24 protein-coding genes are annotated in these 25,583 nt (G+C 73.6%); 7 read left to right on the forward strand and 17 right to left on the reverse strand.

Annotated elements, in window-relative coordinates:
* The first annotated feature begins 2 nt into the window (after positions 1 to 2).
* The 5 genes from ACPYN7_RS02660 (at position 3) to ACPYN7_RS02680 (ending at position 5,659) form a co-directional block, all read left to right on the forward strand.
* Entirely contained in the window at positions 3 to 929 is a 927-nt protein-coding gene (locus ACPYN7_RS02660; protein WP_058873820.1) for an AEC family transporter, read from the forward strand.
* Between the two features lie 265 nt (positions 930 to 1,194).
* Entirely contained in the window at positions 1,195 to 2,517 is a 1,323-nt protein-coding gene (locus tag ACPYN7_RS02665; protein WP_058873821.1) for an extracellular solute-binding protein, read from the forward strand.
* On the forward strand, positions 2,514 to 3,506 hold the full coding sequence (locus tag ACPYN7_RS02670) for a carbohydrate ABC transporter permease (protein WP_058873822.1): 993 nt from the start codon (positions 2,514 to 2,516) through the stop codon (positions 3,504 to 3,506). The genes ACPYN7_RS02665 and ACPYN7_RS02670 overlap by 4 nt, the downstream gene beginning before the upstream one ends.
* A 6-nt stretch (positions 3,507 to 3,512) precedes the next feature.
* Positions 3,513 to 4,346 carry a carbohydrate ABC transporter permease gene (locus ACPYN7_RS02675; protein WP_058873823.1) on the forward strand — a complete coding sequence of 278 codons (834 nt, stop codon included), beginning with the start codon at positions 3,513 to 3,515 and terminating at the stop codon, positions 4,344 to 4,346.
* Between the two features lie 53 nt (positions 4,347 to 4,399).
* A complete protein-coding gene (locus ACPYN7_RS02680; protein WP_058873824.1) occupies positions 4,400 to 5,659 on the forward strand; it encodes an ABC transporter ATP-binding protein in 1,260 nt (419 codons plus the stop codon).
* 244 nt (positions 5,660 to 5,903) lie between these two features.
* Here ACPYN7_RS02680 and ACPYN7_RS02685 read toward each other — a convergent pair whose 3' ends face one another.
* Positions 5,904 to 6,554 carry a hypothetical protein gene (locus tag ACPYN7_RS02685; RefSeq protein ID WP_424346618.1) on the reverse strand — a complete coding sequence of 217 codons (651 nt, stop codon included), beginning with the start codon at positions 6,552 to 6,554 and terminating at the stop codon, positions 5,904 to 5,906.
* Positions 6,555 to 6,725: 171 nt separating this feature from the next.
* On the opposite strand from ACPYN7_RS02685, the gene ACPYN7_RS02690 reads away from it, so the two are divergent.
* Complete coding sequence (locus tag ACPYN7_RS02690) at positions 6,726 to 7,709, forward strand: hypothetical protein (RefSeq protein ID WP_058873826.1); 984 nt, start codon at positions 6,726 to 6,728, stop codon at positions 7,707 to 7,709.
* Between the two features lie 259 nt (positions 7,710 to 7,968).
* On the opposite strand, the gene ACPYN7_RS02695 is transcribed toward ACPYN7_RS02690, so the two are convergent.
* From ACPYN7_RS02695 to ACPYN7_RS02760, 14 genes are all read right to left on the reverse strand, one after another.
* The gene (locus ACPYN7_RS02695) at positions 7,969 to 9,861 is read right to left on the reverse strand and encodes an NHL domain-containing thioredoxin family protein (protein ID WP_424346619.1); all 1,893 of its coding nucleotides are present in this window, start codon (positions 9,859 to 9,861) and stop codon (positions 7,969 to 7,971) included.
* A gap of 92 nt (positions 9,862 to 9,953) precedes the next feature.
* On the reverse strand, positions 9,954 to 12,107 hold the full coding sequence (locus tag ACPYN7_RS02700) for a cytochrome c oxidase assembly protein (protein WP_424346620.1): 2,154 nt from the start codon (positions 12,105 to 12,107) through the stop codon (positions 9,954 to 9,956).
* Between the two features lie 107 nt (positions 12,108 to 12,214).
* Entirely contained in the window at positions 12,215 to 13,465 is a 1,251-nt protein-coding gene (locus ACPYN7_RS02705; RefSeq protein ID WP_424346621.1) for a Dyp-type peroxidase, read from the reverse strand.
* A gap of 10 nt (positions 13,466 to 13,475) precedes the next feature.
* Positions 13,476 to 14,198 carry a copper chaperone PCu(A)C gene (locus ACPYN7_RS02710; RefSeq protein ID WP_424346622.1) on the reverse strand — a complete coding sequence of 241 codons (723 nt, stop codon included), beginning with the start codon at positions 14,196 to 14,198 and terminating at the stop codon, positions 13,476 to 13,478.
* A 118-nt stretch (positions 14,199 to 14,316) separates the two neighbouring features.
* The gene (locus ACPYN7_RS02715) at positions 14,317 to 14,877 is read right to left on the reverse strand and encodes a copper resistance CopC family protein (RefSeq protein WP_058873831.1); all 561 of its coding nucleotides are present in this window, start codon (positions 14,875 to 14,877) and stop codon (positions 14,317 to 14,319) included.
* A 128-nt stretch (positions 14,878 to 15,005) separates the two neighbouring features.
* On the reverse strand, positions 15,006 to 15,674 hold the full coding sequence (locus tag ACPYN7_RS02720; protein WP_424346623.1) for a hypothetical protein: 669 nt from the start codon (positions 15,672 to 15,674) through the stop codon (positions 15,006 to 15,008).
* A 205-nt stretch (positions 15,675 to 15,879) separates the two neighbouring features.
* Complete coding sequence (locus ACPYN7_RS02725; RefSeq protein WP_031282576.1) at positions 15,880 to 16,164, reverse strand: HU family DNA-binding protein; 285 nt, start codon at positions 16,162 to 16,164, stop codon at positions 15,880 to 15,882.
* A gap of 73 nt (positions 16,165 to 16,237) precedes the next feature.
* Entirely contained in the window at positions 16,238 to 16,543 is a 306-nt protein-coding gene (gene rpsN / locus ACPYN7_RS02730; protein ID WP_058873832.1) for a 30S ribosomal protein S14, read from the reverse strand.
* Positions 16,544 to 16,547: 4 nt separating this feature from the next.
* Positions 16,548 to 16,715 carry a 50S ribosomal protein L33 gene (gene rpmG / locus ACPYN7_RS02735; RefSeq protein WP_017832642.1) on the reverse strand — a complete coding sequence of 56 codons (168 nt, stop codon included), beginning with the start codon at positions 16,713 to 16,715 and terminating at the stop codon, positions 16,548 to 16,550.
* A gap of 1 nt (position 16,716) precedes the next feature.
* Positions 16,717 to 16,953: a 50S ribosomal protein L28 gene (rpmB, locus tag ACPYN7_RS02740; RefSeq protein WP_047804470.1), complete on the reverse strand. Its 237-nt coding sequence runs from the start codon at positions 16,951 to 16,953 to the stop codon at positions 16,717 to 16,719.
* Between the two features lie 325 nt (positions 16,954 to 17,278).
* Positions 17,279 to 18,148 (reverse strand): SGNH/GDSL hydrolase family protein, encoded by an 870-nt coding sequence (locus tag ACPYN7_RS02745; protein ID WP_058873833.1) that lies wholly within the window; start codon positions 18,146 to 18,148, stop codon positions 17,279 to 17,281.
* A gap of 46 nt (positions 18,149 to 18,194) precedes the next feature.
* On the reverse strand, positions 18,195 to 20,405 hold the full coding sequence (gene malQ / locus ACPYN7_RS02750; protein WP_424346624.1) for a 4-alpha-glucanotransferase: 2,211 nt from the start codon (positions 20,403 to 20,405) through the stop codon (positions 18,195 to 18,197).
* Between the two features lie 58 nt (positions 20,406 to 20,463).
* Positions 20,464 to 21,510: an NAD(P)-dependent alcohol dehydrogenase gene (locus ACPYN7_RS02755; RefSeq protein ID WP_058873835.1), complete on the reverse strand. Its 1,047-nt coding sequence runs from the start codon at positions 21,508 to 21,510 to the stop codon at positions 20,464 to 20,466.
* Positions 21,511 to 21,649: 139 nt separating this feature from the next.
* Positions 21,650 to 22,642 carry an LLM class flavin-dependent oxidoreductase gene (locus ACPYN7_RS02760; protein ID WP_424346625.1) on the reverse strand — a complete coding sequence of 331 codons (993 nt, stop codon included), beginning with the start codon at positions 22,640 to 22,642 and terminating at the stop codon, positions 21,650 to 21,652.
* A gap of 144 nt (positions 22,643 to 22,786) precedes the next feature.
* Between ACPYN7_RS02760 and ACPYN7_RS02765 the strand changes: the two genes are divergently transcribed.
* A complete protein-coding gene (locus ACPYN7_RS02765; protein ID WP_058873837.1) occupies positions 22,787 to 23,503 on the forward strand; it encodes an HAD family hydrolase in 717 nt (238 codons plus the stop codon).
* A gap of 18 nt (positions 23,504 to 23,521) precedes the next feature.
* On the opposite strand, the gene ACPYN7_RS02770 is transcribed toward ACPYN7_RS02765, so the two are convergent.
* Positions 23,522 to 24,367 (reverse strand): HpcH/HpaI aldolase/citrate lyase family protein, encoded by an 846-nt coding sequence (locus ACPYN7_RS02770; protein WP_058873838.1) that lies wholly within the window; start codon positions 24,365 to 24,367, stop codon positions 23,522 to 23,524.
* Positions 24,368 to 24,492: 125 nt separating this feature from the next.
* Positions 24,493 to 25,569, reverse strand: coding sequence for a glutathione S-transferase family protein (locus ACPYN7_RS02775; RefSeq protein WP_424346626.1), 1,077 nt, complete (start codon positions 25,567 to 25,569; stop codon positions 24,493 to 24,495).
* Positions 25,570 to 25,583: the final 14 nt, after the last annotated feature.

A 25,583-nucleotide genomic window follows, 5' to 3' on the forward strand; every position in this document is an offset into this window, starting at 1 on the left:
CCGTGGCCGGAGTGTTCTCGGGGTTCTTCATCGTCTGGGCGGTCATCCTGACCGGCTACGCCGTGGGCCGGCGCGGCGTGCTGGGGCCCCACGGGCAGCTGGTGCTGAGCAAGTTCGCGTTCTACGTGGCCAGCCCGCCGCTGCTGTTCCTGACCATCTCCGAGGCCGACATCGCCCGGATCCTCTCCGCCCCGCTGCTGGTGGCCGCGGTCTCGGCGGTGGCCACCACCCTCGTCTACGCCGCGATCGCCCGCTGGGTGCTGCGCCGCGACGCCGCGACCACCGTGATGGGCGCCCAGGCCGCCTCCCAGGTGAACTCCGCCAACCTCGGCATCCCCATCGCGGTCTTCGTGCTCGGGGACGCGACCATGGTGGTGCCCGTCATCCTGTTCCAGCTGGCGCTGAACACCCCCGTCTACCTGACGATCATGGACACCCTCACGGACGGGCGCCGGCCGAGCCCGGGCAGCGTCCTGGGCAACGTCGTGACCAACCCGATGATCGTGGGCTCCGGGCTGGGCATCCTCTTCGCCGTGACCGGCTGGCGGCTGCCGGAGGTGGTGCACGAGCCCGTGGAGCTGGTGGCCGGGGCCTCCATCCCGGCGATGCTGATGGCCTTCGGGATCTCCCTGGTGGGCGCCGCGCCGCTGCGGCGCGGCGGCACTCCCCGCCGCGACGTGCTCCTGGCCGGCGTGCTCAAGCTGGTCCTGCACCCGGCGCTGGCGTTCCTGTTCGCCCGCTTCGCCCTGGGCCTGGACGGGCACCTGCTCTACTCCGTGGTGGTGATGGCGGCCCTGCCCACCGCCCAGAACATCTACATCGCGGCCGTGCGCTACGGCCGGGCTGAGCAGCTGTGCCGGGACACGGTGCTGCTCACCACCGTGGTCGCGATGCTCACCATGGCCGGGGTGGCCCTGCTGCTCTCCTGAATTCTCGCGGGGCCGAGCCGTTCCCGGCCGCGCGGGACGCCCCGGACGGGCGGATCCGCCGGGACACGCCGGGACACGCCGGGGCACACTGATGCAAACGGTCAGGTTACTGGTCTGTGAGGTGGACCACTCATAGACTGAAGGCTCCGCGCAGGGGAAGTCGACCGGCAGCACCCGCCGCCGACCGTCCCGCCGACCGGGTCCCACAGGATCCCCTCGACGTCCCACGCGGACCGCCACATCGCCGAAGGGGAGGAACAGACCGTTGACCACCACCTCACACCCCCACAGGTCCCCCGGGAGGCGACGGCTCAGCGCTGCCGCCGCCCTGGGCGCCGTGGGCGCCCTCATCATGACGGGATGCGGTGACGCCGACGCCGGCGGCACCCCGACCCTGACCTGGTACATCAATCCGGACGCCGGAGGGCAGGCGGAACTGGCCAAGAAGTGTTCCGAGGAGTCGGGCGGCCGGTACAACATCGAGACCTCGCTGCTCCCGCGCGACGCCGCGTCCCAGCGCGAGCAGCTCGCCCGGCGCCTGGCGGCCGGGGACACCTCGATGGACATCATGAGCCTGGACCCGCCCTTCATCCCCGAGCTGGCCGAGCCGGGCTTCCTGGCCCCGGTGCCGGGGGACGTCGAGGAGGCCACCACTCAGGACGTCCTGGCGGGTCCGCTCGAGGGTGCGATGTGGAAGGACGAGCTGGTCTCGGTGCCGTTCTGGGCCAACACACAGCTGCTCTGGTACCGGGAGTCCGTGGCGGAGGCCGCCGGCCTGAACATGGACGAGCCGGTGACGTGGAAGCAGATCATGGACGCCGCCCGGGAGCAGGACAAGTACCTGGGGGTGCAGGGCACGTCGGCCGAGTCGATGACGGTGTGGGTCAACGGTCTGATCAAGTCCGCCGGTGGCGACATCATCGAGAACCCCGAGGCCCCGGCCGACGAGATCGTGGTCGGCATGGACTCCGAGGCCGGCCGCCAGGCGGCGGAGATCGTCGGCACCATCGGCCGGGACGGGCTCGGCGGGCCCGGCCTGCCCACCTCGGACGAGAACTCCACGATGGCCCAGTTCCAGTCCGACGACGGGTCCTTCATGGTCAACTGGCCCTTCATCTACGCCGCCACCGCCGCGGCCGTGGAGGGCGGGACGGTGGAGCAGTCCATGTTCGAGGACATCGGTTGGGCCCTGTGGCCGCGGGTGAACCCGGACGAGCCCTCCGCTCCCCCGCTGGGCGGGATCAACCTGGGCGTGGGCTCCACCTCGGAGCACCAGGAGCTGGCGTGGGAGGCGGTGGAGTGCGTCGTCCAGCCCGAGAACCAGGCGTACTACTTCGTGAGCAACGGCAACCCGGCGGCGTCCGAGGCCGCCTACGAGGACCCGGAGGTCCGGGAGGCCTTCCCGATGTACGAGACCATCCGGGAGTCCCTGGACCAGGCGGCGCCGCGTCCGCAGACCCCCTACTACAACGAGGTCTCCACCGCCATCCAGCAGGAGTGGACGCCGCCGTCGTCCGTGAACGAGAACACGCCCCGTGAAACCGCCGAGTTCATCGAGGCCGTCCTGAAGGGAGACCAGCTGCTATGAGCACCGTCGTCAACCCCAACGCTCCCGGCACCGGTCCCCGGGAGGCCGCACCCGCGCCCGTGACAGGACGCCGCAGCGCCAAGCCGCTCATGTCGGACCGCGCCCGGTCGGAACGCAAGCTCGGCTGGATGCTCGCGGGGCCGGCGTTCATCGTGATGCTCCTGGTCACCATGTACCCGATCCTGCAGGCGCTGTGGGACTCGTTCTTCTCCTTCCGGCTCACCGACCCGGGGAACAAGGAGTTCGTCCTCCTCGGCAACTACGCCACGGTCCTCTCCGACATCGTGTTCTGGCGGGACCTGGGCGTGACCGTGCTCATCACGGTCGTCACGGTCGTCGTCGAGCTCGTCCTCGGCTTCGCGCTGGCCCTCGTGATGAACAACGCGATCCGCAACACCCGCGGGCTGCTGCGCACCGCGATCCTGGTGCCCTACGGCATCATCACCGTGGTCTCGGCCTTCGCCTGGTTCTACGCGTTCGACATCACGACCGGCTACATCAACAACTGGTTCTCCTGGGTGCCGGGCATCGGCCCGGACTTCAACTGGTTCGCCAACACCTGGTCGGCCCTGTTCGTGATCATGGCCTCCGAGATCTGGAAGACCACGCCGTTCATCTCGCTGCTGCTGCTCTCGGGCCTGGCGCAGGTGCCGAGCGAGTACACCGAGGCCGCCCGGGTGGACGGCGCCAGCTGGTGGCAGCGGATGTCCCGGGTGATCCTGCCCAACATGAAGGCCGCGATCATGGTGGCGGTCGTGTTCCGCGCCCTGGACGCGTTCCGCATCTTCGACAACATCTTCATCATGACCCAGGGCCAGTACGGCACGGAGACGCTGTCCCTGCTGGCCTACCGCACGTCCATCGGCCGTCTGGAGATCGGGCTCGGCTCCGCGATCTCCGTGATCCTGTTCGTCTGCGTGCTGCTGATCGCCTTCATCGCCATCAAGGTGTTCAAGGTCGACCTCGCCGGCGCCGGGAAGGGAAGGTAACCGCCCATGTCCACCAAGCACAAGGTCGGCTGGGCCGTCGTCTCGGTCCTGGTCCTGATCTACGCCCTGTTCCCCGTCCTCTCGATCCTCATGACGTCCTTCAAGACGCCCGCGGACCTGACGTCCGGGAAGTTCCTGCCCACGCAGTGGGTCGGGGAGAACTACGCCGCGATCTTCGTGGGCTCGGCCCGTGATCTGTTCGTGCCCTCGCTGATCAACTCGATCGGCATCTGCCTGATCGCCACGGCCATCGCCGTGGTGCTCGCCACGCTGTGCGCCTACGCGATCGCCCGCCTGGACTTCCCGGGCAAGAAGATGATCCTCACGGTCGCGCTGGCGGTGTCCATGTTCCCGGTCGTCTCGATCGTGACCCCGCTGTTCAACCTGTGGCGCCAGATCGGGCTCTACGACACCTGGCCCGGCCTGATCATCCCCTACCTCTCGCTGACCCTGCCGATCTCGATCTGGACGCTGACGGCGTTCTTCCAGCAGATCCCCTGGGACCTCGAGCGGGCGGCCCAGGTGGACGGCGCCACCACGTGGCAGGCGTTCCGCAAGGTCATCGTGCCGCTGGCCCTGCCGGGCGTGTTCACCACCGCGATCATCGCGTTCTTCATCGCGTGGAACGACTTCGTCTACGGCATCGGCCTCACCTCCACGGAGGCGGCCCGGCCCGTCCCGGCCGCGCTGGCGTTCTTCACCGGCGCCTCGCAGTTCGAGGACCCGGCGGGCGCGATCTCCGCGGCGGCCATCGTCGTCACCATCCCGGTGGTGCTGCTGGTGCTGCTGTTCCAGCGCCAGATCGTCTCCGGCCTGACCCAGGGCGCGGTCAAGGGCTGAGCCCGCCCCGCCACCTCGCATCTTCCCGAACCGACCGAAGGACTGAGTCCCAGATGGCATCCATCACCCTCAACCATCTCGTCAAGAAGTACGGCGACGGCTTCCCGGCCGTCAACGACGTCTCCATCGACATCGCCGACGGCGAGTTCCTCATCCTCGTGGGGCCCTCCGGCTGCGGCAAGTCCACGCTGCTCCGGATGATCGTGGGCCTCGAGGACATCACCTCCGGGGACCTGCTGATCAACGGCGAGCGCGTCAACGAGAAGGAGCCGCGCGAGCGCAACCTCTCCATGGTGTTCCAGAACTACGCGCTCTACCCCCACCTGACCGTGTACGAGAACATCGCGTTCCCGCTGCGGCTGTCCAAGGGCAAGTTCTCCGACGAGGAGATCGACCGGAAGGTGCGCCACGCCTCGTCGACCCTGGACCTCGACGAGCACCTCGAGCGCAAGCCGGCCAACCTCTCGGGCGGTCAGCGCCAGCGCGTGGCGATGGGCCGGGCGATCGTGCGGGACGCCGACGCGTTCCTGTTCGACGAGCCCCTGTCCAACCTGGACGCGAAGCTGCGCGGCCAGATGCGCACCGAGATCGCCCAGCTGCAGCGGCGGATGGGCATCACCTCGGTCTACGTCACCCACGACCAGACCGAGGCCATGACCCTCGGCGACCGCGTGGCCGTGCTCAAGAAGGGCATCCTGCAGCAGATCGCCTCGCCCCGGGAGCTCTACGAGCAGCCGGCCAACCTGTTCGTGGCGGGGTTCATCGGCTCGCCGTCGATGAACTTCCTCCCGGCGCACGTGCGGGGCGACGTGTTCGACACCCCGCTGGGCGAGTTCCCCGTGCCGGACCAGGCCAAGGGAAAGCTGCCCACGGACGGGTCGATCGTGCTCCTGGGCCTGCGCCCGGAGCACTTCGAGGACGCCAAGTTCGTGGACGAGGCGAAGGTCTCCCGCGGCACGACCTTCGACGCCCAGTTCACCCACACGGAGTGGATGGGCAACGAGCAGTACGGCTACATCAACTACGAGCAGGACCCCGAGGTCAAGGCGAAGCTCGACGAGCTGGCGCAGGACCTGGACGGGGACGAGATGCACCCGCAGATCGTCGTGGAGCTGGACGCCACCTCCCGCATCCGGGGCGGGGCGCAGGGCCGGATCTGGATCGACACCCGACGGATGCACGTCTTCGACCCCGAGACCGGGGAGAACCTGACCCGGGACGCCGAGGCCGGGGCCGAGCTGACCCGCGAGGCCGTGGAGGAGCGCAAGGCCGAGATCGAGCGGGCCCGCCAGGAGCTGGCCACGGCCGGCTGAGCACGGACCGCCCTGCACGCAGGAGGAGCCCGCCGCCCGTCGTCCGGGGCGGCGGGCTCCCGCGCGTGCGGACCGCGGCCCCGCAGCCGGATCTGGGGGCCGGGCACGGGGGCACAGCAGCTGTTCAGGACCCAGCCGGTGCCCGGTGGTCGGCCCGCGTTCCGGGGCCGAGGAGCAGCCGCGGCCAGGCCGTTCGCTGATGCCCCGGGCCGTGCCGGCCCCGCGGCCGGCCCGTGCCCGGGGCTCAGCCGGTGCCCGGCAGGCCGATCGAGAACCAGCCCACCAGGGCCAGGCCGGCGAGCAGCCCCGCGGCGGAGGCGGCGGAGCGCAGCCGCGGGTGGCGGAGCCCCCACGGCACGAGCCGGGGCCAGCGGGCGGCGGCCTCCCGCGCCGTCGCGCGCTCGAGGTGGGTGCGGGGCGCGCCCAGCGACGCCGCGACGTCCTCGAGCGCGCGGGCGTCCCACACCGCGCCGTCGAGGCCGAGGACCCGGCGGCCCGAGCGGCCCGCGGCCCACAGGTGGGGGCGGGCGGCCGGGCGCGCGGCACCGGGCGCCCGGTGCAGGGCCCCGACCGTGACGACGTGCTCGACGTCGGACAGCGGCGTCGCGGCGAAGCCCACGGTGCGGGAGCGCAGGACGTGGCTGTCCGTGCGGACGACCAGCACGGGGCGCAGCCGGAGCCAGCACGCGGTGCCGGCCAGGAGCACGAGCGCGAGCACCACCACCGCGACGCCGGGGGCCGGCCGCCGTGCCCAGAGGAACAGCACGAGCACCGCGCCCAGCAGCAGCGGGCCGAGGCAGGAGAGCAGGCGCCGCCCGTAGGAGCCCAGCCGTGGGCGCAGCACGGCGCGGACGGGGCCGTACTTCTCGGGGACCTGCCGGACGGAGTCGGCCATGGGGAGTCAGCTCCAGAGGGGAACAGGGCCGGGCTGGGACCCGGGACGGGGAATGGATCGGAGAAGGGGTGCGGCACGTAGCGTACCCGCCCGGGGCGGGCCGCGCCTTCCGGAGGCCCCGGACGGCCCGGTGCACGCGCGGGCCGGAGGCCGATCGGTTAGCGTGATCGGATGGAGTCCAACGCCCGCGTGCTCAAGGCCCTCGGGGCCTGGCTGTTCCTCGTGCTGCTCGGGGTGGCGGCCGCCGCCGTCACCATCGCCCTGGTCAACAAGTACATGTACGGCCCGGAGACGGACGTGCGGGCGTACTTCGAGGACCTGCGGGACGGGGACGGCGGCGAGGCCCTGGGCCTGCTCAACGCCCGTGTCCCGGAGGCCAACGCGGCGATGCTCGACGGCGACCCGCTGGAGACCTCGGCCGAGGAGCTCGAGGACGTCGAGGTCTCCACCGTCTCGGACGACGGCGAGCGGGCCGTGGTGCGCGCGGACTACACCCTCGGCGGAGAGCAGCACAGCTCCGAGTTCTCCCTGCACCCCGTGGACACGCAGTGGGGCTTCTTCACCGTGTGGGCCTTCGACGAGACGCCGCTGCCCACGGTGACGGTCAGCCTGCCGGGGGCGACCTCGGTGGACGTGAACGGCATGTCCGTGGCCCTGCCGGATTCCTCCGGGGAGTTCGCCGCGTTCTTCCCGGGCGTCTACACGGCCTCCTACACGTCCGAGCTCGTGGCCGCGGAGCCGGAGAGCGTCGTGCTGACCGACCCGGGCCAGCAGGAGGAGATCGCACTGGAGGCCCGGCCGACCGAGGCGCTCGAGCAGGAGGTGGACCGGCAGCTGAAGGAGCACCTCGACCGCTGCGCCGGGCAGAGCGCCCTCTTCCCGTCCGGCTGCCCGTTCTCCTTCGAGTTCGACGGCCGGGTCGCCGGGGACGTCGAGTGGACGATCGAGTCCTATCCGGACCCGGAGATCGTCGTGGGCTCGAAGGGCGGCGGGGGCTGGGCCCTGGAGCCAGCGCGGGGCACCGCGCGGATCGCCTTCGACTCCCTCGACCTGTTCACCGGGGACGTCGAACGGCTCGAGCGGACCGTGCCCTTCGAGGTCGCCGCCGACCTCGCCATCGACGACTCGACGGTGCGGGTCACCCCGCGCGGCTGAGCGCGGCGCGCGGAGGTGCCGTGCGGGCGGAGGTGCCGCGCGGGCGGCTCCTGGCCGGCCGCCCCTGCGCGACCGGCCCCGACAGGCCGTCCCCGCTCCGACAAGGCCGTCCCCGCTCCGCCGGCCCTGCGCGACCGGCCCCGACAGCCCGTCCCCCACTCCGTCGGCCCTGCGCCATCGATCCGGCCTCGGCCGGCACTGCTCCACCGGTCCTGCGCGGCCGGTCCCCGCTCCGCCGACGCCGCAGCACTGACACCGCTCAGTTGACCCCGCGCAGGTCCAGGACCAGCTCGGTCTCCCCCGCGGCGTCCAGCACGAAGGGGATGCCCCAGTCCTGCTGGTAGAGGTGGCACGCCGCGTGGTCCGGGATCTCCCCGCCCGGCTCGCCGTCGCACGCCGCGGCGCGCGCGGTGATGTGCAGGACGCCCTCGGTGACGCCCTCCGCCAGCACGAGCTGCCGGCGCAGGCCCTGCGCCGTGCCCGCGCCCTCGACGAGCGCGTCCTCGGGCGAGGACGAGATCTTGAGCTGGGTGGGATCGCCCCACCGGTCGTCGAGCTTCTGCCCGGACGGCGCCGCGAAGCGCACCTCGATCCCGAGCGCGCCCGGGGCGAGCTTCGTGCGCGCGCGCTGGGTCCGCGACGCTCCCTCGTCGATGCGCTGGGCGGCCGCCGGGATCGGCACGCGCACCAGGCGGTGGGCGTTGGCCTCGACGACGACGAGCAGCGGCTCCTTCCCCGAGACGTCCAGCAGCACGTCGGAGGGCTCGGCCAGGCCGCGGGCCAGGGTGGCCACCTGACCGGTCCGGGGGTCGTAGTGGCGCACGGCGCCGTTGTAGGTGTCCGCCACGGCCACCGACCCGTCGGGCAGCTGGGCCACGCCGAGGCAGTGCTGCAGGCGCGCCTGGCCGGCGTCGCCGTCGCGGAAGCCGAAGTCGAACAGCCCCTCACCCACGGCGGTCTCGACGGTGACGGCCCCGTCGTCGTCGAACCGGAGGACGCGCAGGGCCGATGTCTCCGAGTCCGCGACCCACACGTTGCCCGCGGAGTCCTCCGCGAGCCCCGAGGACTGCGCGAACCACGCCTCGGCGGAGGACCCGTCCTTGAGCCCCTCGTCCCCGGTGCCGGCGAGCACGGCGAGCCGCCCGGTCCGCGGGTCGAACGAGAACAGCTGGTGGGTCCCGGCCATCGCCACCACGAGCAGGTCGGCCCGGGCGGACCACACGACGTCCCACGGGGAGGAGAGCGCCACGTCCAGCGGATCGGCGCCGGGGTCGATGTGGTTCGGCTCCGCCCCGCGGGCGCGCTCCTCGTCGAGCAGCCGCTGCACCCCGTTGCCGGCCACCGTGCGCACCTGCCCGGTCGCGAGCTCCACACCGCGGAGCCGGTGGTTGACCGAGTCGGCCACGACCACGTCGTAGCCGGCCGCCGCGCGCACCTCCTCGGGCAGCAGCGTGAGCCCCTGGGGCTCGGTGAAGCGCGCGGTCCCCGGGTCCCCGTCCGCGTGGCCCTTCCCTGCGCCGATCACCCGCCGGACGGTCTCGAGGTCGTTGTCGAGCTGGACGAGACGGTGGTGGCCCGTGTCGGAGACGAGGAACGAGCCGTCCGGCAGCGGCAGCACCTTGCCCGGGAACCGGAGGTCGCCCTCGGGCGCGGGCCGCGGCACGTACGGCCCGTCGCCGCGGTGCAGGGTGCCCCGGGCCTCGTGCTCGGCCACGAGCTCCTCCACGAGGGAGACCAGCCCCTGGACGTGGCCCTCCCCCGAGAGGTGCGCCACGATGTAGCCCTCCGGGTCCACGACCACGAGCGTGGGCCACGCGCGGGCCGTGTAGGCGTCCCACGTGGTCAGCTCGGGGTCGTCGAGCACGGGGTGGTGGACCTCGTAGCGGTCCACCGCGGCCGCGAGCGCGTCCGGGTCCGCCTCGTGCTCGAACTTCGGGGAGTGCACGCCCACCGTGACGAGGACGTCGGAGAAGCGCTCCTCGAGGGGGCGCAGCTCGTCGAGCACGTGCAGGCAGTTGATGCAGCAGAAGGACCAGAAGTCCAGGACCACGACCTTGCCGCGCAGCGCGGCCAGGTCGAGGTCCTTTCCCCCGGTGTTGAGCCAGGCACGGCCCTGCAGCTCGGAGGCGCGGACGCGGGAGGTGAGGCGCACGGGTGGGGATCCTTTCGGAACGGAACAGGACGGGACGGGGACGGGACGGGGACGGGGCAGGGCCGGGACGGGCGAGGCTGGACGGACGGGGTTCAGCGCCGGGCGTGGTCGTCCCGCTCCGCGAGCCCGGCCATCATCTCGTTGTAGGCCTTGAGCTCGGCGTCGTCCGTGCGGTCGGCCCTGCGGTCCGCACGGCGGTTCTCCTTCGTGCCCTCGATCGCCCACATGATCGCGACGACGACGGCGACGACGACGGTGGGGAACTCGCCGATCCCCCACATGAGGGCCCCGCCGAGCTGCTGGTCCTCGATCGCGGTGCGCCCCCAGTCCCGGCCGGTGTTGCCGAACCAGGAGGCCTGCAGCAGCGTGTCGGAGCCCATCAGGGCCACCCCCACGAAGGCGTGGTAGACCATCGTGGCCAGCAGCAGGACCAGCCGCATCATGTGGCCGGGGCGGTGCGGGATGGGGTCCGTGCCGATCAGCACGAGCATGAACAGGTACCCGGTGATCAGGAAGTGCACCACCATGAACACGTGCCCCACGTGGTAGTGCAGCGTGAAGTGGAACAGCGGGGTGAAGTAGAAGACCACGATGGAGCCGGCGAAGTTCACGGCGGCGAAGATCGGGTGGGTCACGACCTTGCCGAACCCGGAGTGCACGAGCCGCAGGATCCACTCGCGGGGCCCGCGGGTGCCGTCCGGGCGGGACTCCAGGGCCTTGAGCAGCAGGGTGACCGGCGAGCCCAGGACCAGGAAGATCGGCACCACCATGGTCAGGGTCATGTGCTCGACCATGTGCGCGGAGAACAGGACCCGGCCGTAGACGGCGAAGCCGCCCGAGGTGATGTAGAACAGCACCCCGAGCCCGGTGAGCCACGAGAGGGTGCGCAGCACGGACCACGAGTCCCGGCGCCGGCGCACGCGCACGAACGCCCACAGGTAGACGGCCGCGAGGAACACGCAGACCGCGAGCCACAGCCAGTCGATGCGCCACGTGGTGAACCAGGACGCCGCGGTGGGCTCGGGCGGCAGCTCGTACCAGGTGAGGATCAGCGCCGGGGAGGCGTCCGGGGCCAGTTCCTCGGGCACCGGCGGGGCCGTCCGGGACAGGGCCACCGCGACGCCCATGACGGCGCCCATCACCAGCAGCTCCCCCAGCACCAGCTGCCACACCGCGCGGCGGGCCGTGAGCCGGCCGGCCTCGAGCGCGGGGACCAGCCAGCGGCGGTGGGCGAGGCCGGCGAGGCCCAGCCCCAGCGTCAGGACGGCCTTGACGAGCACGAGCCCTCCGTAGCCGCTGAAGAGCTGGTCCCAGGAGCCGATGCGCACCGCGGCGTTGACCGTGCCGGAGAGCAGCACGAGGAGGAAGGCGCCGAGGGCCACCGCGGAGAACCGGCGCAGCACCACCGCGGCGATCGGCACGCGGTTCCGCGCCCCGGCCGGCGCGCGGCCCCGGGCGGCGCCCTCGGGCAGCGTCCCGGTGCCGGCGTCCGGGGCGCTCAGCTGCGGGGAGAGCCAGGCGAGCACCACGAGGCCTCCCGTCCACAGCCCCGCGCCCAGCAGGTGCAGGCCCAGGGAGTTGACGGCGCCCATGTGGTCGTTGCCGCCGGCGGAGTGCCCGTTGAGGGCCATCGCCACGAGGGCGGCGCAGGACAGGGCGAGAGTCAGCAGCAGCCCGAGCAGCGCCCGGACCCCGAAGACCAGGGTGGTCACGACGGCGGCGACCACGACGATCGCCGCCTGCGCCTGCCCCGTGGGGATGTCCGTGGCGTAGTGCAGCAGCTGCTGGGTGTAGGTCCCGTCCCCGCCCACGGGCACGCCCGCGACGTCGGAGTAGGACAGGACGAGCACGGCCACCGCGGCCACGGTCCAGACCACGGCCGCGGCCTCGGCGAGGCGCACGGTGGCGCCGAAGAGCGGGTGCTCCGGTGCCGGTGCCCGGTCCCGGCCGCCCCGGCGGCGCCCGTCCCGGGTGGGGGGCACGATCCCCACCGCGAACAGCAGGGCGCCCATGACCACCACGAGCGCGCTGTTGTGCACGAGCTCGGCGGCGGGCAGCCCCCAGCGGACCAGCGCCCCGGGGTCGGCCGCGAGCCGGGCCGCGCCGGACCCGGTCCACAGCATCGCCAGGACGAGCGCCGTGAGGGCCACGACGGGCACGACCGCGAGCCACCAGGGGTCGATCCCCCGGCCGCCCGCCCGGGCGGCGGTGCCGTGGTCGGCGCGCTCGGCCGTCCTCGAACTCATGGTCAGTCTCCTTCATCCGCCCCACGACGACGGAGCGGCACCTCTCCATTGTCCCCCTCCGCGCGCGCCGGCCCGTGCGCGTGTGCCGGAGCCCACACGGACGGGCCTCAGTCCTCGAACAGCACGTCCCCCACGAACCCGCCCTCGGCGCAGCCCGGGGGCACGGCGAAGACCGCCGAGCCGATCGGCGTGGTCCAGGCGTTGAGCATGTCGAGCTCGTCGAGCCGGCGCTGGATCGGGACGAACTGGCGGTCCACGTCCGCGCAGTACGCCGCGAAGACCATGCCCGCGTCGCTGATGCCTCCGGCGCTCGCGCCCCGGGGCCGCGCGCCCGAGGCGTCCGCGACGGGCAGGTCGTAGTTGTAGACCCGCCGGTGGATCCGCTCCAGCGGGTCCTCCGAGCGGGAGCGGCGCACGTGGGCGTAGTCCGCGATGACGGGGAAGCCCAGGGGTCCCCGTGCGGCGAGGTCGGGCTCGTCGTGCTCGGCACCGCCGGTCAGCGGGGCGCCGTCGCGCAGGCGCCGGCCCACGGCGTCCTCCCGGGCCGGGGTGTCCGCCTCGTCCCAGGCGTCCAGGTCCATGGCGATCCGGCGGACGACCAGGGCCGTGCCGTCCTGGATCCACGGCGTGAAGCCGCCGTGGCCGTGGACCACCCGCTCGTACTCCTCGGCGCCGCCCCGGGGGTTGACGGTGCCGTCCACCTGGCCGAAGAGGTTGCGCATGCTCTGCCCGTCGGGGACCGAGCCCGCGGTGTGCCGGAACCCGTGCTGCACCCAGCGCACGGCGGCGAAGGAGCGGGAGGCCTTGAGGAGCACCCGCTGGGCGTGCGAGACGGTGAGCCTGTCGTCGGCGCAGATCTGCAGCAGCAGGTCGCCGCCGCTCCAGCGCTCCTCGAGCCGGTCGATCGAGAACGCCGGCAGGGGCCGCAGCCAGGCCGGCGCGCGGTCCGGGGCGACCAGCCCGAGCAGCCGCGCCCCGAAGCCGAGGGTGACCGTGAGCCGCGCCGGGTTCGCGGCGAGCCACGGCTCCTGGTCGGCGACCGGCGCCCGGCCCCGGGTCAGGGCGGCGGCGTCCTCGGAGAGCACCCGCAGCAGGCGCCGCACCGCGTCCCGGGAGGTGTCCCGGTGCAGGTCCAGCGCCACGAACGCGGCGAAGGCCTGCGGCGCGGTGGCCACCCCGGCCTGCCGGGCGCCGTGGAAGGGCTCCGTGGCCTGCCCGTGCCCTCGCTGCGCCGGCCCGGGCGCCTCCTGCGGCGCCGGGGCGAGGGCCCCGGCGCGGCGGGCCGACTCCAGGCCCAGGGCCGAGGCGGCGCCCACGCCGGCGGCGCCGCCCGCCACGAGCATGCGCCGCCGGTTCATGCCACGGGCCTCACCCACGGCAGCCCGCCGGTTCCGCGCCGGCCGTGGCGCCGGCGGACGGCCCCGTGCCGTCCCCGGACGCGTGGTCCTCGCCGTGGTCATCGCCGTGGCCGTCGTCCTGGCTCTCCCGGTCGCCGGCCGCCGGGTCGTACTCCTCCTGCGCGCCGGCGTAGTCGCGGACGGCCGCCGTGACCGTCTGCTCCGTCCCGTCCTCGAAGCGCAGGACGAGCTCGAGCTCGTCCCCGGCGCGGAGGTCGCACCGCAGGTCCAGGAGCATGAGGTGGTCCGCCCCGGGCTCCAGGGCGTAGGACGCGCCCGCGTCGATGGCGACCGGGTCCTGCATCCGCTGCATGACGGTGCTGCCGGTGTCGGGGTCGAGCACGGTCTCGTGCAGCTCGACCGCCCCGGCGATCCTCTCGGCGGCCGCGCCGGTGAGCACGACCGGGTCGTCGCCCTCGTTGACGAGGGTGCCGAAGACCCCGGTCATGGCTCCGGCGGGGTTCGCCTTCGCCCAGGCCCGCTCCACGGTGAGCGGCCCGGGCGCGGCGGTGTCCCCGGCGTCGTGCGGGGACGGGCCGCCGGAGGCGGACGCCGCCGCGGTGGCGGGGGCGGCCTCCGGGGCCGGGGACGCGCACCCCGTGAGCGCGACGGCGCCGAGGGCGAGGACGGTGGTGGTGCGCAGCAGTGCGGTGGGCACGGTGCCGGGCACGGCGATGGGCATGGAGATGGGCATGGTTGCTCCTGGCAGTGCGGGAAGAGAAGGGTGTGCCGCGGCGGCCGCGGGGCGCAGCGGAGGCCCGGCGGCGGCCGGCGGATCGGACGGTGGGGACCCGGGGCGGTTCCCGGACGGTTCAGCCCCTGCGGCGCCGGCGGGAGACGAGGCTCACCAGGCCGAGCACCCCGAGGGCCACGGCCCCGCCGCCGACGGCGACGACCCACAGCGGGACGTCCCCGGACGTGGCACGGTCCGTGGCGTCCTCGGCGCGCTGGGCGGGGTCCTCCGCCGGGGCGCTCGGGCCCGCCGTGGGCTCGTCGCCCGAGCCGACGTCGTAGCTGAAGGTCCCCTCGATGGGGTGCCCGTCGCTGGAGACGACGCGCCAGACCACGCGGTAGGTCTCGTCCTCCGTCCCCGACCCGGCCAGCGGCTGGACCACCCGGTTGCCCTCCGGCTCGAGCGGGCCGTCCGTCACGGAGCGCCCCTCCGAGTCGGTGACCAGGACCTGGTGGCCGATGTCCATGACCTCCCCGGAGAAGGTGAGCTCGAGCTCCTCCGGCGCGGTGGCGAGCACGGAGCCGGGCTCGGGCGAGACGGCGGTGAGCTCGTCGTGCGCGGAGGCGGGCAGGACGGTCAGTGCGGTGAGAGCGCCCGCGGCGAGCAGGGCCGCGGTGCGTCGGGTGGTGGGCGTGGGCATGGGATCTCCTCGAGGGCCGGGCGGCGGTGGGCCGGGACCGCCGGGCCGGGACGGCCGGGCGGCGCGCGGGGGCCGTCGGACGTCCCGCCGCGGCCCGTGGCCCGGGCGGCGCCCCGCGGCCGGCCGGCTCAGCCGGCGGGCAGCGCGGCGGGTCCCGGGAGGAGGACCGGCAGCAGGGGGCGACGGCGGGCGCGCGGCGGCCCGCGGTGGGAGCGCACCGGGCGCAGCAGCGACTGGTCGGTCAGCACGTGCGGGCGCCCCGCCCGCACGGCGCGCGGCCGGGCGACGACCACGGGAGCCGTCAGGGCCTGCCGCAGGCGGCGCACCCGCAGTCGGAGCGCCTCCAGCAGGACCACGGCCGCGACCTCGCCGTGGCGCATGAGCACGTAGGCGGCCAGTGCGGCCAGCACGTGGGCGACGACCATGACGGCCCCGCCGTGCTCGGCGTGGGACTGGACCTCCAGCACCAGGGCGGGGCCGGCCCCGGGCGAGCCGGCGGCGCCCCCGTGGTGCGCGGAGTGCTGGGCGGCGTGGGCCACCGTGCTGACGCCGCCGGAGGCCGCGAACAGGGTGTGCAGGACGGACTGGCTGAGCAGCACGCCCAGCAGCAGGGAGGACCGGGAGAGCACCCGGCCGGCCAGCGCCATGCACAGCGGCCCGGACAGGGCCAGGGACAGGAGCACGAGCACCGCGGGCGGGGCCTGCCCGCCGGCGGCCGCGTGGGAGAGCACGGCGGCGGAGGTGGCCACGGACGCTCCGGCCCAGCCTCGGGCGAGGCGCCGTGCACGTGGGCTCACGCCTCCACCTCCCGTCTCGTCGCCGGCCGCTCGGGCCGGTGCCCCCATTATGCGCGCGCGCCCCGGCGCCGGACCAATCGCGCGACCGGGAGCGCGACGTGCCCCGCGCAGGACCCCGGACACGCCGAAGGGGCGGCCCCCGTGCGGGGGCCGCCCCTTCGGACGAAGCCGTGGGACGAGGTCCGGATCGGACCCGCGGGTGTCCTTACTTCTTGGACACGGCCGCCTTGAGCTTGGAACCAGCGGTCAGCTTGACGCCGTGGCCGGCCGGGATCTCGATGGTCTCGCCGGTCTGCGGGTTGCGGCCCGTGCGGGCGGCACGGTCGGTGCGCTCGACGGCCAGCCAGCCCGGGATGGTGATCTTCTCACCGGCGGAGACGGACTCCTCGAAGACCTGGAACATCGCGTCCAGGACGCCGTTGACGGCGGCGTTGGTGGTCCCGGCCTTCTCGGCGACCTCTGCGACGAGTTCACTGCGGTTCTTAGCCATGTTCATGTCCTCCTGGACTTGGGGTCGTGGGGAAGCGCGGCACGGGGGACCGATCGCGCTCCTGCGTCAGAAATTACCAGCTGGACTTGGAGATGCCGGGCAGTTCGCCGCGGTGAGCCATGTCGCGGAAACGGACGCGGGAGATGCCGAACTTCTGGAGGGTGCCGCGGGGGCGGCCGTCGATCTGGTCGCGGTTGCGCAGCCGGACCGGGGAGGCGTCGCGGGGCAGCTTCTGCAGGCCCAGGCGGGCCTCCTCGCGGGCCTCGTCGGTGGCGTTCTCGTCGACGAGGGTCTTCTTCAGCTCGGCACGCTTCGCGGCGTAGCGCTCGACGACGACCTTGCGCTGCTCGTTCTTGGCGATCTTGGACTTCTTGGCCATGGATTCAGCGCTCCTCGCGGAAATCGACGTGCTTGCGGACGACCGGGTCGTACTTCTTGAGCACCATGCGGTCCGGGTCGTTGCGGCGGTTCTTGCGGGTCACGTAGGTGAAACCGGTGCCGGCGGTGGACTTCAGCTTGATGATGGGACGAACGTCCTTGTCCTTGGCCATGCTAGATCTTCTCCCCACGTGCGATCATGTCGGTCACGACGGCGTCGATGCCGCGGGCGTCGATGACCTTGATGCCCTTGGCGCTGACGTTGAGCGTCACGCTGCGGCGCAGCGAAGGCACCCAGTAGCGCTTCTTCTGGATGTTCGGGTCGAACCGGCGCTTGGTACGGCGGTGCGAGTGCGAAATGCTGTGCCCAAAGCCCGGCTGAGCTCCGGTCACCTGGCAGTGCGCTGCCATAGTGTTCTCCTCCAATGTTGACGAAATGACGGCACGCAGTGGGTGCCGCAGATGATCACTCAGCTGCGGCAACGGGCGTCCCGCCACCTTCAGAATTGCCACCGTTCGCCAACCGGGCCCTCTCGTAAGGCCCGCGGCCGGAACCGGCGAAGGCCTCGCCACGATGAAGACGGTGAAGATCAAGGTGCCGGAAGGTGGACTCCACCACACGACAGCCTTGAAGTCTAGGCCCGGACGGACTTCCCCGCAACCTGACGTCAGGTGTGACCAGCTTCGGGTCAGTCTACCGGCTCGCCCGACCCCCGCAAACCGGGGGACGGCCCGTTCAGCCGCGCCGGACGGGGGCCGACGCCCCGTCGCGGGGCGCGGGACCGGCGGGGAGCACCGGACGCGGGTGCAGCGTGGTGTACCCGGGGTGGCGTGCGGCGACCGTGTCCCCGGAGGAGGTGCCGCGGACCCGCCGCGCGAGCCAGGGCAGGAGGTACTCGCGGGCCCAGTGCAGGTCCTCCTTCAGCACGCCCGGGCTCGCGGTGACGGGCAGCCGCTCCGTGGGCGGCAGCTCCAGGGCGTGCTCCACGCCCAGCAGCTCGAGCATCCCGGCGGCCACGCGGGTGTGCCCCGCGGTCGACATGTGCAGCCGGTCCACCGCCCAGTAGCGCCAGTCCTGCAGGACGCGCATCCGCCAGTAGTCGAGGACCAGGCACCCGTGCCGGTCCGCGATCTCCCGGACGTGCTCGTTGTAGAGCGCCTGCCGGGGGCGGGTCCAGGACGTGGGGGCGTCCCGGCCGGGGTCGAAGGCCGTGAACAGCACCACCTGGGCGCCGGAGGCCCGCAGCCGGGCGACCGCAGGCTCGTAGACCTCCATGAGGGCGTCCACGTCCGCCCGCGGGCGCAGCAGGTCGTTGCCCCCGGCGTAGAGGCTCACCAGGGTCGGCTCCAGGGCCAGGCACGGCTCCAGCTGCTCGGCCACGATCCCGCGGAGCAGCCGTCCCCGCACCGCGAGGTTCGCGTAGCGGGTGTCCGGGTGGGCGGCGGTCAGCTGCTCGGCCACGAGGTCGGCCCAGCCGCGCACCCCGTTGGGGCGCGCGGGGTCGGGGTCGCCCACGCCCTCGGTCATGGAGTCGCCGAGGGCCACGTAGCGGACGGGCGGGGCGAGCGGCACGGCGGCCGGGCGGGGCGTCGTCGGATCCGTCATGCGGGGTGCTCTCCGTTCGGGGACGTGGGCAGGGTGCGCGGCCCGGTCAGGGCGCCGTGCGGTCGGTGTGCTGCGGCTGCTCGGGCTCCCCGACCGGCCGGAAGCGGGACCGGTTGCCGAGCGCCTCGTTGACCGCGCGCACCAGGGAGTTCGCCCGGGCGTTGTCCGGCAGCTGCTCGATCAGCACCGGGTTGCCCGCGTGGTCGGCCAGGGGGACGCGCCAGTTGGGGTACTCGTCGTTCGTGCCCGGCTGGTTCTGCATCCGGCGCTCGCCGACGGCGTCCACGAGGGAGACGTTGAACAGCAGGGCCGGGGACTGGGCGAGATAGCGGTGCAGCGCCTCGACCCGGCCCTGCTCGTCCGTGGCGTCCCCGTCGGGGAGCAGCCCGTCCGCGGCGACGGCCGCGAAGAACGTGTCCAGCTGACGGCGGGCCTCCGCCCGCTCCTCCTCGACGGGCCGCGCCAGGAGGCCGAGCTCCTGGCGCACGTCCACCTGCACGCCCTGCAGGAAGCCCGCGGTGGGCGGGAAGTCGTGCGTGCTGACCGAGGCCATGCTCAGCTCCCGGTACCGCGCCGGCGGGAGCGGCTCGTCGCCGTCCACCTCGAACCACAGGATCGACGTCCCCAGCACGCCGCGCTCCGCGAGGTACTCGCGCACCCACGGCTCGAGGGTGCCGAGGTCCTCGCCGACCACCACGGCCCCGGCGAGCTCGGCCTCGAGAGCGAGGATGCCGACCATCGCCTCGTGGTCGTAGTAGACGTAGGCGCCCTCCGAGGCCTCCTGGCCGTCCGGGATCCACCACAGCCGGAACAGGCCCAGGACGTGGTCCACCCGGATGCCGCCGGCGTGCCGGAAGATCGTGCGCAGCATGTCCCGCCAGGGCAGGTAGCCGGCCTCGGCCAGGCGTTCGGGGTGCCACGGGGGCTGGGACCAGTTCTGGCCCTTCTGGTTGTACATGTCCGCGGGCGCACCCACGCTGACGCCGGAGGCCAGCACGTCCTGCAGCGTCCACGCGTCGGCGCCCTGCTTGTGCACGCCCACGGCGAGGTCGTGGATCACGCCGATGTCCATCCCGGCCAGGTGCGCCGCGCGCTGGGCGGCCTCGAGCTGCTCGTCCAGCAGCCACTGCATCCACACGTGGAAGTCGATCCTGCGGGACAGCCGGGTCCGCGCCTCGACCGCGTACGGGGCGTCCGGGCCCGCGGCGACGTCGTCCCACTCGGGGGCGTCCTCGCCGAGCTCCTCGCGCAGCGCGCACCAGAGCCCGAAGTCCTGCAGGCCCTGCCCGCCCTCGGCCACGAACCGGCGCAGCTGCTGCTGGCGGTGCGGGGAGCGGCGGACGGTGAACAGCAGCTCGAGGCTCTTCAGCTTGGCCGCGTACGCCTTGTCCCGGTCGATGGTGCTGGTGTCGAGGTTCTCCTTGCGTTGGATCGCGGCCAGCGTGTTGACCACCTCGAGGTCGGCCGGGCGCAGGTAGGCGTACTCGGGGACCTCCGCGATGCGCAGGTAGAGGGGGTTGAAGAAGCGGCGGCTGGTCGGCAGGTACGGCGAGGGCTCCACCGGCGGGGCGGGCTCGGCGGCGTGCAGCGGGTTGACCAGCAGGTAGTCCGCCCCCTGCTCCCCCGAGATCGCGGCGAGGCTCGCGAGGTCCGAGACGTCGCCCACGCCCCACGACCGCCCGGAGGTCACCGAGTAGATCTGCGCCATGTAGCCCCAGCGGTGCCGCCCGTGCAGCCGGTCGGTGCTGGCCAGGTGCCGCGGGGTCACGGCCAGCGGCGTCGTGACCGGGCGCCCGTCGTCGACCTCGGGGCACTCGGCGAGGACCTCGTACCAGCCCACGGCGAGGCTCTCGGGCACCTCGAAGGTGGCCTGCCCGGTGAGGACGCCGTCCACGTCCCGCGGGGAGCGCCAGTTGTCGACCTGCGGGGCCGTGGTCCGTGCGCCGTCCTCCGCCACGAGGCTCACGCGCACCGTGGCGCCGTGCGGGACGTGCGCCGTGAAGCGGGTGCGCTCCCCCGCGACGGCGACGACCACGGGCGGCAGCACCCGCCGCCAGGGCGCCAGCTCCCGCTGGGCGAGGCACGCCTCGATCGCGGCGTCGTCGCCGGCGTCGGCGCCCAGCGCGTCGAGCACGGCGCGCAGCGTCGGCTCCGGGACCTCCCGCTCCTGTCCGTCGAACCCGGAGTAGGTCGTGGAGACCCGGTAGGCCTCGGCGAGCCGGCGCAGCGCGCCGTCGGTGGTGGTGGTGTCGGCCATGGCCCCCACTCTATCCATCCGCGCGGCCCGAGCCGCAGGGTGCTGACGGTCCGTGCGGCTACGCCAGGGTGCGGGCGACGTCGATCACGAAGCGGTACCGCACGTCCGAGGCGACCACCCGGTCGTAGGCGGCGTCGACGTCCTCGGCGCCGATCAGCTCGATCTCGGACTCCACGCCGTGCTCCGCGCAGAAGTCGAGCATCTCCTGGGTCTGCGGGATCCCGCCGACCATCGAGCCCGTGAGCACGCGCTGGCGTGCGGCGAGAGCCATGGCCCGCACGCTGTACGGCTCGGTGGGCAGCCCCACGGAGCACAGCACGCCGTCGACCCGCAGCAGGGAGAGGTACTTCTCGATGGGCAGGTCCGCGGAGACCGTGTTGAGGATCAGGTCGAAGCGGCCCTTGTTGCGCTCGAAGGTCTCGGGGTCCTTCGTGGCCCAGTAGTCGGTCGCGCCGAACGCCAGGCCGTCCTCCTGCTTCGACAGGCTCTGGCTCAGCACGGTGACCTCGGCGCCCATGGCGGCGGCGATCTTCACGGCGACGTGGCCCAGCCCGCCCATGCCCAGGACGGCGACCCGCCGCCCGGGCCCGGCGCCCCAGCGCTTGAACGGGGCGTAGGTGGTGATCCCGGCGCACAGCAGCGGGGCGGCCCGGGCGGGATCGAGGGCCTCGGGGACGCGCAGCACGAAGCGCTCGTCGACCACGATCGCGCCGCTGTAGCCGCCCCGGGTGGCGGTGCCGTCGGCCTGCGGCGTGTTGTAGGTGGCCGTCACGCCCTCGGTGCAGAACTGCTCCTGGCCCTCGGTGCACTGCTCGCACCGGCCGCAGGAGTCGACGAAGCAGCCCACGCCCACCGTGTCGCCGGGCGCGAAGCCGGTCACGGCCTCGCCGACGGCGCTGACGCGGCCGACGATCTCGTGCCCCGGGGTGACGGGGAAGTGCGTGCCGCCCCACTCGTCGCGTGCGGTGTGGATGTCGGAGTGGCAGATGCCGGCGTAGTGGATCTCGATCGCGACGTCCTGGGGGCCGACCGGGCGGCGCTCGATCGTGGTGGGCCGGAAGCCGGAGTCGGCGGAGACGGCCTCGAGGGCGGGGACGGTGGTCATGCGGTGCTCCTGTCGTGGTGGGAAGGTCTCGGTTCGGGGGTCGTGCGGTCCGGAGGCCGCCCGGTCCGAGGGTCGTGCAGCCCGGGGCTCGCCCGGCCGGGGCCGTGCGGCCGGGGCGGGCGGGCCCCGGCGGGTGCGCTCACCAGGCGTGGGCGACGAGCTCGTAGGACCGGGCGCGCACCTCGGGGTCGTGGGCGTAGCTGTTGAGCATCAGCTCGTCGGCCCGGGTGAGCTCGACGATCTGCTCGAGGTCGGCGACCACCCGCTCGGGCGTGCCGACCGCCGAGACGGCGAGGTGCTCCTGCACCATGCCGGCCTCCGCGGCGCTGAGCTCGACGCGCTCGACCGGCGGCTGGAGCGGGCGGCGGTCGTTGCGGGCGATCCCGCGCACCAGCAGCTGGTGGGTGGTGAACTGGCGCCGCGCCTCCTCGTCGGTGTCGGCGGCGAGGACGTTCGCCGCGACCATCACGTGCGGGCGCTCGACCGTGGCGGTCGGGGCGCTCGCGTCGAAGCGCTGCCGGTACAGGGCGATGGCGTCCATGATCATGGCCGGGGCGAAGTGGGAGGCGAACGCGTAGGGCAGGCCGAGCCGGGCGGCGACCTCGGCGCCGCCCGTCGAGGAGCCGAGGATCCACAGGGGGACGTCCGTGCCCCGGGCCACGGACGCCCGGACGACCTCCTGCTCCTGGCCGCCGAACAGGCGCACCAGGCGGCGCACGTCGGCCTCGAAGGTGTCGTGGCCGGCGTGGCCCCGCCGCAGCTCGAGGGCCGTGCGCATGTCGGTCCCGGGGGCCCGGCCCAGGCCGAGCTCCACGCGGCCGGGATGGAGGTTGGCGAGCGTGCCGAAGGCCTCGGCCACGGTCAGCGGCACGTGGTTGGGCAGCATGATCCCGCCGGAGCCCACGCGGAGGCGGTCCGTGGCGGCGAGCGCCTGGCCGATGAGCACCGCCGTGGCGGAGGACGCGAACGCCTCCGTGTTGTGGTGCTCGGCGTACCACAGGCGCCGGTAGCCGGACGCGTCGAGCCGGCGGGCGAGCTCCACCGCCTCGCGGAGGGCGTCCGCGGTGGAGCGCCCCTCCGAGAGGGGCACGAGGTCGAGCGCGGACAGGGGGACGCGGGGCGTGGCGGACACGGGTCGGACTTCTTCCGTCGGAGGGCACGAAGGGGTTCGGTGGCGGCAACGGCCCGGGCCGGGCTCCTTATTCCGCGTGCCCCGCGGGCGTTGCCCTCCTCACACCCCCGCCCCGGGCACCGCACGGTGGGGCACCATGGGAGCATGACGTCTTCTCCCGCCCCCACGCCGTCGCTGCCCACGCCCTCCGGCGAGCTGACCGCTCCCGCCCCTGGGTGGGCCCCGGCGTGCGTGGTCTTCGACTGCGACGGCATCCTCATGGACACGGAGGCGAACTGGGCCCGGGTCCAGCGCGCCGTCGCCGAGCGCTGCGGGCTGGAGTTCACCGAGGCGATGCAGCGGCGGATGATGGGCTGGTCCGCGGCGGACGTCGCCGCCTCGATCGCCGATGCCGCCGGGGCCGACCGGGCGTCGGTCCACGCCGACGTGCTGCGCACCGAGGAGGAGACGCTGACCGGACACATCGTCCCCCTGCCGGGGGCGCTCGAGACGGTGCGCGCGTTCGCCGAGCGGCTGCCGGTGGCCGTGGCCAGCAACTCCACGAGCACCATCCTCGGCGTGAAGCTGGAGCAGGCCGGCTTCGCCCCGCACCTCAGCACGTGGGTCTCCTCCGAGGACGTGCCCCGCGGCAAGCCCGCCCCGGACATCTACGCCGAGGCCGTGCGGAGGCTGGGCTTCGCGCCGGGCGAGGCGCTGGCCGTGGAGGACTCCGTGGTGGGCGCGGCCTCGGCCGTGGCGGCAGGCCTGGTGGTCGTGGCCGTGCCGTCGGTCCCGGACGGGGACCCCGTGCGCGCGCACCACCGGGCGTCGGCGCTCACGGACCCCGCCTTCCGCGAGCTCATGGCCGGCTGGCTGCGCTGAGGGCGGCGCCCGGGGCGCTCAGCGGTTCCAGAGCCCGTAGGTCTGCGCCAGCTCGGAGACCTTGCGGGCCCGGGCCAGGCGCGGCAGGTAGCTGCCGTCGCCCACCACGTGCCCGGAGTCGTGCTGGGTGATGAGCTCGCGCGCCCAGGTGATCTCCTGCTCGCTCGGGGCGAGGTTGCGGTTGATCCCGTCCGTCTGCTCCGGATCGAGGCAGAGCTTGCCCGTCATGCCCATGGACTGCGTCACGGCGCACGCCTCGGCGAGCCCCTCCGCCGAGGCGCCCAGGGTCGGCCCGTCGATGGGGCCGGGCAGCTCCCCCACGCGGGAGGCCACCACGAGGCTCGAGCGCGCGAACGCCAGCGCCATGGGATCGGCGCTGACCCCGGTGTCCCGGCGGAAGTCGCCGACGCCGAAGGCGAGCCGGAACACGCCGGGGGCGCGCGCGATGTCGTTGGCGTTCATGATCCCCACGGCCGACTCGATCAGCGCCACGACCGGGGTGCCGGCCGGGGCCATCATCGCCGTCTTGGTGATGTGGTCGGGGTGCTCGGTCTTGGCCAGCATGATCCCGCGCAGGTGGCCGACCCGGCTGAGGGCGGCGAGGTCCTGCTCCCAGTAGGGGGTCGTGATGTCGTTGATCCGCACCCAGGCGCTGGCGCCGGCCTCGAAGGCCTCGACGACGTTGCGGCGCGCCTCCTCCTTGCCCTCGGCGGGGATGGCGTCCTCGATGTCGAACACGACGGAGTCCGCCTCGGACGCGAGCGCCCCCGGGAAGACGGAGGGGTCCGCGGCCGACGTCAGCAGCCACGAGCGGGACAGACGGGCGGGCAGCGCGGCGGCGCGCTGGTTGCGGTAGGGGGCCACGGGAGGGTCCTTTCCGGGAAGGGAGCGGCGGGGACGCGAGGGCCCCTTGGGACGCCCGTCCCCGCAGGCGGGCCCGGGCCGTAGGAGCTGTCCAGTCTAGGCGGCGCGCCGACCCGGCGGAACGCTCAGTCGCTCAGGGGCGTGTGACGTCCGTCAACCCGCTCCTCCGGCCGGACGGGGCCCGGCGCCGTCCCCGCCCCGAAGGGCGAGCCGCCGAGGGACTCCCTGCCGTGCGCGGTCACCCAGTTGCCCAGGTCGGGACCCACGGGCACGATCTGGGACGGGTTGATGTCCTCGTGGACCACGAAGTAGTGCTGCTTGATCTGCTCGAAGTCCACGGTGTCGCCGAACCCGGGGGTCTGGAAGAGGTCCCGGGCGTAGCCCCACAGGTTCGGCATCTCGGTGAGCTTGTTGCGCGAGCACTTGAAGTGCGAGTGGTAGACCGGGTCGAAGCGCACCAGGGTGGTGAACAGCCGCACGTCCGCCTCGGTGATGTGCTCGCCCATGAGGTAGCGGCGGGTCGCGAGGCGGTCCTCGAGCCAGTCCATGGCGGCCCACAGCCGCTCGTAGGCCTTCTCGTGGGCCTGCTGGGAACCGGCGAAGCCGCACCGGTAGACCCCGTTGTTGACCTCGGTGTAGACGCGCTCCATGACCTCGCGCATCTCGTCCTCGAGCTCCGCCGGCCAGAGCTCGGGCGCGCCCTCGCGGTGGAAGGCGCTCCACTCCTTGGCGAGGTCCTCCGTGATCCGGGGGAAGTCGTTGGTCACGACCTTGCCGCTCGCGATCTCCACGACCGCCGGCACGGTGATCCCCCGGGGGTAGTCGGGATAGCGGGCGAAGTAGGCCTCCTGGAGCCGCTCGATGCCCAGCACCGGGTCCCGGCCGTCCGGGTCGAGGTCGAACGTCCACGAGCGCACGTCGTGGACGGGACCGGGCAGCCCGACCGACAGGACGTCCTCGAGCCCCAGGAGCCGTCGCACGATGAGGGTGCGGTTGGCCCAGGGACAGGCCCGTGCGGCGACGAGGCGGTACCGGCCGGCCTCGACGGGCCAGGCGTGGGCGTCCTCGGGCACTGCGGCGCGCTCCGGGTCGCGGACGATCCGGTCCTCGATGTAGGCGGTGTCCCGGGTGAACTCCTCGCCGGGACGCACGTAGGCACCGGCGGTGCTGTGCTCGGACCGCTGGGCGCTGCGCTGCGACATGGTGGCTCCTCGGG

Source organism: Kocuria sp. CH-021 (assembly GCF_049716185.1).
GTDB lineage: Bacteria > Actinomycetota > Actinomycetes > Actinomycetales > Micrococcaceae > Kocuria > Kocuria cellulosilytica.